Origin of the sequence: Roseateles sp. (genome assembly GCF_039929605.1) — a bacterium.
Lineage (GTDB): Bacteria > Pseudomonadota > Gammaproteobacteria > Burkholderiales > Burkholderiaceae_C > Pelomonas.
The window spans coordinates 23,100-30,903 of sequence record NZ_JBDSQX010000195.1 but is presented as its reverse complement, the minus strand read 5'-3'; the positions used below and the strand labels follow the sequence as shown (position 1 = coordinate 30,903).

At 66.4% G+C, this 7,804-nt stretch carries 8 protein-coding genes and 2 pseudogenes; 7 read left to right on the top strand and 3 right to left on the bottom strand.

Translation table 11 applies throughout. The features are described 5' to 3' along the window. Positions 1–303 (top strand): annotated as a pseudogene (locus ABIS05_RS26630) (recombinase); the annotation flags it as partial. 198 nt (positions 304–501) lie between these two features. Here ABIS05_RS26630 and ABIS05_RS26625 read toward each other — a convergent pair. After that, the gene (locus ABIS05_RS26625; RefSeq protein WP_348011407.1) at positions 502–783 is read right to left on the bottom strand and encodes a DUF427 domain-containing protein; all 282 of its coding nucleotides are present in this window, start codon (positions 781–783) and stop codon (positions 502–504) included. Positions 784–808: 25 nt separating this feature from the next. On the opposite strand from ABIS05_RS26625, the gene ABIS05_RS26620 reads away from it, so the two are divergent. The 6 genes from ABIS05_RS26620 (at position 809) to ABIS05_RS26595 (ending at position 4,314) form a co-directional block, all read left to right on the top strand. Beyond that, positions 809–1,045 carry a hypothetical protein gene (locus ABIS05_RS26620; protein WP_348011406.1) on the top strand — a complete coding sequence of 79 codons (237 nt, stop codon included), beginning with the start codon at positions 809–811 and terminating at the stop codon, positions 1,043–1,045. Beyond that, complete coding sequence (locus ABIS05_RS26615; RefSeq protein ID WP_348011405.1) at positions 1,038–1,943, top strand: fatty acid desaturase; 906 nt, start codon at positions 1,038–1,040, stop codon at positions 1,941–1,943. Before ABIS05_RS26620 ends, ABIS05_RS26615 begins: the two co-directional genes overlap by 8 nt. 76 nt (positions 1,944–2,019) lie before the next feature. Continuing rightward, positions 2,020–2,940, top strand: coding sequence for an SRPBCC domain-containing protein (locus ABIS05_RS26610; protein ID WP_348011404.1), 921 nt, complete (start codon positions 2,020–2,022; stop codon positions 2,938–2,940). Between the two features lie 31 nt (positions 2,941–2,971). Then, positions 2,972–3,619 (top strand): glutathione S-transferase family protein, encoded by a 648-nt coding sequence (locus tag ABIS05_RS26605; protein WP_348011403.1) that lies wholly within the window; start codon positions 2,972–2,974, stop codon positions 3,617–3,619. Positions 3,620–3,622: 3 nt separating this feature from the next. Continuing rightward, positions 3,623–3,844 carry a hypothetical protein gene (locus tag ABIS05_RS26600; RefSeq protein ID WP_348011402.1) on the top strand — a complete coding sequence of 74 codons (222 nt, stop codon included), beginning with the start codon at positions 3,623–3,625 and terminating at the stop codon, positions 3,842–3,844. Between the two features lie 2 nt (positions 3,845–3,846). Then, on the top strand, positions 3,847–4,314 hold the full coding sequence (locus ABIS05_RS26595; RefSeq protein WP_348011401.1) for a GFA family protein: 468 nt from the start codon (positions 3,847–3,849) through the stop codon (positions 4,312–4,314). 10 nt (positions 4,315–4,324) lie between these two features. Here ABIS05_RS26595 and ABIS05_RS26590 read toward each other — a convergent pair. Both ABIS05_RS26590 and ABIS05_RS26585 read right to left on the bottom strand, forming a co-directional pair. After that, positions 4,325–4,738: pseudogene (locus tag ABIS05_RS26590) on the bottom strand (FAD-dependent protein); the annotation flags it as partial. Positions 4,739–4,945: 207 nt separating this feature from the next. Further along, the gene (locus ABIS05_RS26585) at positions 4,946–7,537 is read right to left on the bottom strand and encodes an FG-GAP-like repeat-containing protein (RefSeq protein ID WP_348011400.1); all 2,592 of its coding nucleotides are present in this window, start codon (positions 7,535–7,537) and stop codon (positions 4,946–4,948) included. Positions 7,538–7,804 lie beyond the last annotated feature (267 nt).

The window sequence follows — 7,804 nt, the reverse complement described above, 5'->3', positions numbered from 1 at the left end:
CCCGCGCTGTTCGGGTTCATCGGCCTCGACCTGGAGGTGCGGCACGTCACCCTGTCCACCGGCCAGCTTGCCGCTGCGGTGGGCGCGCTCGGTTTCGGCGTCATGGGCACCTGGGCGTTCTGGTCCTGCGTGCTGTGCATCGCCGGCATTGGCGCGTTGAATGTGGGTGTCAGCTTCTTCTGCGCCTTCAAGGTGGCGATGCGCTCGCGCGGCGTCAAGCTGGCAGACCGCAAGCGCGTCTACGCCGCCATCCGCGCCCGCCTGCGGCGCAGGCCCATGAGCTTCCTGATCCCGCCGCGCTAATCGTCCTTGCGTTCACCACGCTTGCGGCCCGAGAACATGGTCCACCAGATGATGAAGACAAAGATCAGCAGCGCGCCGAGGGCTTCGAGGATGAGCAGCAGCATGGGAGGTGGGCGCGTGGGGACTGGCCGCGATTCTAGGAATGCTGGCCGCCTGCTCCTCGCGCCCGGCTGCGCCTTGGCTGAGATCGGGGTCCATTCATTCCGTGACCTTCACGCCCTTCCAGAAGGCGTAGCGGCCCTTGATCTCCGCCGCAGCCGGCAGCGGCTCGGCGTAGTACCAGACCGCATCGGCGTTCATCTCGCCGTTGACGAACAGGCTCAGGTACTGCGCCTGGCCCTTCCAGTGGCAGCCGGTGCGGTGGTTGGAGAAGGTCGTGTACTCCTTCTTCAGCGACTCCGCCGGGAAGTAGTGGTTGCCCTCGACCACCACCGTGTCGTCGCTCTCGGCGATCGTCACGCCGTTCCACACTGCTTTCATTGCGTCTCCTTGGACAATGCACTCGATGCGACGCTACCACTCCCACCTCGGCCGCGACATCGTCGTCACCAGCGGCAGCGCCCGCGACCTTGAACCCGGCCAGTTCGGCGTGCTCGCCATCGACGGCGGCGCGGCAGGCTGGTCGGTCGTGCACAAGGGGCCTGAGGGCGAGGTGGTGGAGGTGAACAACGAGATGCATTTCGAGACGCCGGAGGAGGCGCTGGCTTTCGCCAAGGAGTTGATCGGGATGCTCGGTGCCTGAGTTGCCGCAGGGCGACGTGTTGACCGGGTGCGTGCGTTACGCGCCGGTCAAGTCGTTCTGGCTGGCAAGCGTGGCGCTGGGTGCTGCGGTGGGTGGGGCGCTGACATTCAGCGCCGCGGCCTTTGCGCTGTTTGTCGGGCTTACGCTGCTGACGCTGCTGCTTGGCCACACGTTGGGCAGCCATCGCAAGCTCATCCACGACAGCTTTGCCTGCCCGCGCTGGTTGGAGATCGCGCTCGTCTGGTGGGGCGTGCAGGTTGGCCTCGCCGGGCCATTGGGCTTGAAGCGCCAGCACGACCTCCGCGACTTGGCCCAGCGCCGCCCGGATTGCCACCCGTATCTTCGGCATGGCCAGTCATTCTGGAAGGACGCCTGGTGGCAGCTGCACTGCGAGCTCACGCTCGATGACCCGCCGCCTCTGCCCGACCCACGCGGTCTTGAGCGCGATGCCCTGCTGCGATGGCTGGAGCGAACCTGGATGCTGCAGGTGCTGTTGACTGCATGGCCATTGTGGGCGTTGGGCGGATGGGGTTTCGTCTGGTGGGGCGTCTGCGCCCGCGTGGCGGCTTGCGTGACCGGGCATTGGTTGATCGGCTATCTCGCCCACAACCACGGCCGCCTGCCGGTGCGGCTGCCGGGTGCGGCGGTGCAGGGGCGCAACCTGCCCTGGCTGTCGCTGGTCACGATGGGCGAGAGCTGGCACAACAACCACCATGCCCACCCGGGTTCGGCGCGTCTGGGCATGCGCCCGGGCGAATGGGACCCCGGCTGGTGGCTGTTGCGCGGGCTATCGTCGTGTGGGCTGGCCTGGCATCTGCAGCGCCCCGGCCTGCATCCGGAGCCAGCGGCCCCATCACCTGAGGAAACGCCCGGCGATGACATGGCCTCCCTTGCCTGAACCTGAACCCACCGAGCGCAAGCTTCCGTTCTCGCGCGCCTGGCCCGTCGTGGCAGGCGTTTTGTTCGGGTTGGTGGTGCGCTGCCTGGCCGAGGCACGCCTCCCGTTCGGGCTCTATCCGATGATGTTCAGCTTCATCGTCCTCGTGCCCTTTGCTGTGGGCGCGGTGACGGTCTATGTCGCCGAGCGCAGCGAACGCCGCACGAGCGGCTATCACTTCCGTGCCGGCTTCATGGCCAATGTCTTCCTCGTGCTGGGCACGCTGGTCATCCTGCTGGAAGGCTTGATCTGCGCCATCCTGATCGTGCCGCTGCTGGCCCTGATCGGGGGCGTGGGTGGCTTGGCGATGGGCTCGGTGTGCCGCGCCACGAACTGGCCCAGGTCGGGCGTGGCTGTGGTGGCAGTCCTGCCCCTGCTCATGGCCGGTGTCGAGGCGCCGCTGCCGCTGCCGGATCGCTTTGGCAGCGTGCAGTGCGAGCGCTTGATCGCGGCGGCGCCCGAGCAGGTTTGGGCGCAGCTGATGAGCATGCCGGCGATCCGGCCTGAGGAGATGGAGGACGGCTGGATGTACCGGATCGGCGTGCCCCTGCCGCTCTCCGGCGTGACGCGGCAGGACGGTGCCGCCTTGCTGCGTCACGTTGAAATGGGGCGGGGCATCCAGTTCGACCAGGTCTCGACCGACTGGCAGCCGGCCCGGTGGGTGCGCTGGACTTATCGCTTCACCGCCGAGTCTTTTCCGCCGCGCGCCATGGACGATCACGTCCGCATCGGCGGGCGCCACTTTGACCTGCTCGACACGGTTTACACGCTGCAGCCTGAAGGTACTGGTACACGGCTGAAGGTGTCGATGAGTTACCGCGTCAGCACCCAGTTCAACTGGTATGCCGAGCCGTTGGCGCGGTGGCTTATCGGCAATTTCGAAGACGTCGCGTTGCGGCTATATGCGCGCCGGGCGGAAGGCGACGGCCCGCGAGACAACGCCGGCCTGACACGTTAGGCTGGCGGGGAGAATCAGACCGGACTTGAGCATGACCGTCTCACCCCACACCCTGACCCTCTACGGCGCCGAGGCCTCCGGCGCCGTTGCCGTGGAAGCCGCGCTGACGCTGTTGGGCCTGCACTACAGCGTGGTCGAAGGCGCCACCTGGGCCGAGGAGGCCGCCCGCGACCGCGTGGCCACCAGCAACCCGATGCGCCAGATTCCGACGCTGGTGATGCCCGACGGCGAGGTCATGACCGAGAGCGCGGCCATCCTCATCTATCTGGCCGACCTGGACCCGGCCGCCACGCTGGCCCCGGCGCCGAGCGACCCCCGCCGCCGCCAGTTCCTGCGCTGGATGGTTTACGTCTCGTCGGCCATCTATTCGCTGCACTGGATCAAGCCCGACGTGAAGCGCGTCGGTGCGCCGGAGGCATCTCGCGAGTCCATCGTCGAGGCCGTGCACGAGCGCATCGCCTTCTGCTGGGCCAACATGGACGAGCAGCTCAACCCCGGCGACTATCTGCTGGGCGACGAACTGACGGTGCTGGACTTGTATGTCGCCGTCGTCTCCCGCTTCGGGCCGTGGCGCGAGCGCTTTTACGAGGTGGCGCCACGCATGACGCCGGCGATCAAGCGCGTCGACGCCGAGCCACGTTTGTCAGCGCTGTGGCGCGAGCGCTTTCCGGAGGACTGACCCATGATTTCCGAACGCTTCAATGTCTTTGGCGGGCTGTTCGACATCGAACGCACGGGCGGCGGATGGTCCGTGCTGTCTGTCGGCAACGACGGCAAACGGGCGCCGGCCCATTTCGCTATCCCGGAGTTCGTCGCCGACGACGAACTGGAGCAGTTCCTGTTCGACTTGTTCCACGAGCAGGCGGCCTACAAGAAGGGCGGCATCTTCCGCGTGCAGAGGTAGGAATGGTGGAACCCGCAGCATGGGTAAAGGCGACGGTGGGCGTGGAGCCGGTCACGGCGGTGCGCATGCACGTCCACGGCAGCTGCCACTGCGGCGCCATCCGCTACGAGGCTACGGTCGACCCGCAACGTACGGGCCTCTGTCATTGCACCGACTGCCAGAAGTTGACGGGCTCGGCCTACCGGGTCTCTGTGCCGGCCGAGGATGGCTCGTTCCGGCTGCTGGCCGGAGAGCCGCGGGTGTACGTCAAGCGGGGCGACGCCGGGTCGCGCCGCGCTCAGGTGTTTTGTCCGACCTGTGGCTCGCCGCTCTACACCTACGATGCCGACCGCCCGGGGGTGGGCATCGGGTTGCGCGTCGGCTGCATCGAAGAGCGCGAGGCGCTGGTGCCGCACAAGCAGAAGTGGTGCAGGTCGGCGCTGCGCTGGACGCAAAGCCTCGAAAGCCTGCCGAGCGCCGACGGCGAGTGACGCCGCCGCATCAGACCTGCCCGCCCGCCTTGGCGCCCTTGCCCTGCAGCACCGGCGCATCCGGCAGGCCCAGCAAGTCCGCCGCCAGCGCCTCGGCCACCTCGATGCCGTCGACGCCGGCCGACATGATCCCGCCGGCATACCCGGCGCCTTCCCCAGCAGGAAACAACCCGCGCACGTTGACGCTCTGGTAGGCCCGCCCACGGTTGATGCGTAGCGGCGATGACGTGCGCGTCTCCACGCCGGTCAGCACCGCGTCCGGGCGGTCAAAGCTGCGGATCTGGCGGGAGAAGGCGGGCAATGCTTCGCGGATCGCCTCCAGTGCATACGGTGGCAGCGAGCCGCGACCCTTTTCCTGCAGATTCGTCAGCGTGACGCCAGGCTTGTAGCTCGGCACCACGTCGCCGAACTCGCGGCTGGTGCGGTTGTGGCTCGAGCGCTTCCTGGAAGATTGACGCCATGATTTCCGAATGCTTCAACGTCTTTGGCGGCTTGTTCGACATCGAACGCACGGGCGGCAGTTGGCCGGTCCTGCCCGTCGGCAACGACGGCAAGCGGGCGCCGGCCCACCTCGTCATCACCGCGTTCGTCGCCGACGACCAACTAGAGCAGTTCCTGTTTGACTTGGCCGCTAGCGTGAAGCAGCGCCCAGGACGGTCTTTCGCATCAGTGACTTGCCAATCGCGGCCAATGATGCGCTGCGCGATTGCGGCTTCGCTCGCGCACCGGTGGTCCGAGTCGTCGTGCTGGTCGTGTTCGTCGATACAGCAGGCTGCTGCATGATCAACGAGCCCGCGATGGCGATGTCGGGCAAGCCGTCGTGGTTGAAGTCGCCCACCGCCATTTGTCCGGGCAGGAAGTTGCCGTAGGGCGCGGAGTAACGCTTCTCCGCATCCAGCAGTCCGGACGGCTGCTGCCGATAGACGCCGACTGCTCCCCAGCCCACGTGCGATACGACGATGTCTGTGCGCCCGTCGCCATCGATGTCGGCGCTGGCAACTGCCATCGGCGAGTCGTACGTTGAAACTGGCGTGGCCGGTCCCATCAGGCCACCTGCGGCCTGGTAGAAGACCGTGATCGAGGTCGGGGAATTGCCGCCGGTGGTGGCCACGATGTCAGTGCGTCCGTCGCCGTTGAAGTCGCCGACGGCAATGGCCGAAGCGCCCCAGACTGAGCCCACCGACAGGTACTGCGTCGTGCCGAAGCTACCGTCCGCATTGCGCAGGACGAGGGCGACGTCTTGCCCGCTGAAACCGTTGACCGCCGCGATCAGATCGGGTCGGCCGTCGCCATTGATGTCCGCCACAGCGATGTCGCGCGCATAGCCTCCGGTGTTGCTGACCGGGACTGTTTCGCTCGGCTGCAGCGTCCCGTTGCCGTCCTGTCGCCAGATCGTGATGTTGCCTGAACCGCCACCCACGCCCACGAGCGCGTTGTAGCCGTTGCCGTCAAGATCGACGACGCGAACCACGGCCGAGGTGGCGGTGGTCAGATACTCGCCCTTCTGCAGCGAGCCGTCGGCTGCCTGATGCAGCACTTGAACGCCGCAATAGTTGCCGGCAACGATCACGTCGACGCGGCCGTCGCGATTGACGTCACCCAGCGCGATGCTGGTGATCGAGCACTGCGCCATGCTGCCGATGTCCAGCTTCACCCCGGCAGCCAAACTGCCGTCGGCGCGACCCGCGAACATATACAGGCCGTCGAGAGAGCCGTTCAGCGCACCCCATGTGGCGCCCAACACGTCGTTGATGCCGTCGCCGTTGACGTCGCCGATGGCCATGGCGGACGGAGGATTTAACCCGACAGGCAAACCCGGCAGCGCGACCGGATATGCAAAGCGGCCTTGGCTGGTTTGGAATTGGGCGCTGTACGCGCCGGTCATGGCATTGCCGGCGAGATCGGTGACGCCCCAGGCATAGACATCGTAGGTTTTGCCGGGCAGGAGCTGCTGCTTCGGCGTCAGTGTGATCGTCTTGCCGCTGACGGTGGTCGTCACGTCCACGTTGATGCCGGCGCTCGTCAGCCGGACCTGGTTTGCGTTGACCGACTTCGGATCCACGTTCTCGGTGAACGTCAGCACCGCCGCAGTGGTGATGTCGACGTTCTGGCTTCCCGCCGCCGGGGACATCGTGACGACGCCTGGCGCCGTCGAGTCGACGGTGAAGGTCCAGTCCTTCGTGGCCGCCAACGGATTGCCCAAGAGATCCTTGACCCCGGTGGCCAGGTGGGCCGTGTAGGTGCCGGAGGCCCAGGAGCCGCCTGCGGTGAACGTGAGCGTGCTGCCACTGACCCCGACCGTGCCCGGGATGCGGACCTTGTCGGCGTCGGTCACCATCAGCGTCGCGTTCGTGACCGACGCCGGATCGATGGCTTCGCTCAGGTTCACCTGCACGGTGCCTGACGCCGTGATGGTGGCGTTCTCTGCCGGCAAGACCGAACTGATCACTGGAGCGGTGGTGTCGCTGCTGCGGCTGCCTACCCGGTAGGCGCTCAGCTGCGACTTGCTGGTCTGGTCGTAGCCAGGCGCCCAGGCGCGCATGCTGCTGCTGACCAGGCCGACGCCCAGGGCGTACCACCGGTCCATCTGGAAGTTGATGACCACCGGGCCCAATCCCGCGCTGGACGACACGGTCATCGTGATCGCCTGGCGCATATGCAACGCCTGGGAGAAGTCGCCGGCGGGGGACTGAATCGACTCCGGACCGATCACTGTGAGTACCGAGACGACGCGAGCGGAATCTTTGCGACCGTCGCCGTCGAAATCCTCGCCAAGGTCGACGGTCTTGTCGAGCTGCTGCACGGTCGTCCCCGTGGTGAGCGAGGCAGGCAATGTCAGCAGGCCATTCAGCGCCTGGTCGAATGAGTCGTAAAGCTGTTGCGAGAACTGGCGGATGCCGCTGCTGTCGACGACGTAAAGGTCTCGTCTGACCGAGCCGTCATCGCCGTAGGTGGTCTCGAACATGGGGCCGGTGCGTCCTTCGATGGTCTGTGTACCGGTCACGCGCACCACGTCAGGCTGGGCGCTGATATTCGTCGTGTAGATCCAGATGGCGCCGGTGGGCGAGGGGAAGTAGTCGCTCGCGCCGATCGTCGGCTGCGGGCTGCCGCCGCCACCCGAACCGGACTCTCCAGCGCTACCTCCTCCGCCGCAAGCTGAAAGCAGGGCCAGGACGAAGGACACCGCGGCGAGCCGGAGCCGCCCCTGAACGACGAATTTCACGATTGCTTCTCCCTGTCGTCCGCTGTGGCGCGTCACGCGCGTGGACTTATGGAGCCAGATTGTGCTGCGTTCAAACACGCATGGCATCGTGGCTAACGATCCCCGCCTCGACGCGATGCGTTCGGAACGCTTCAACGTCTTCAGCGGCGTGCGCGACAACGTATAAACCGAACGCGGGTCTGGCCTCGTCCGCATTGGGCGACACGCATGTCGAATGTGAGCATCAGGGAGAACCGATTGAGATCCACCGGGTACTGTCATGTCGCC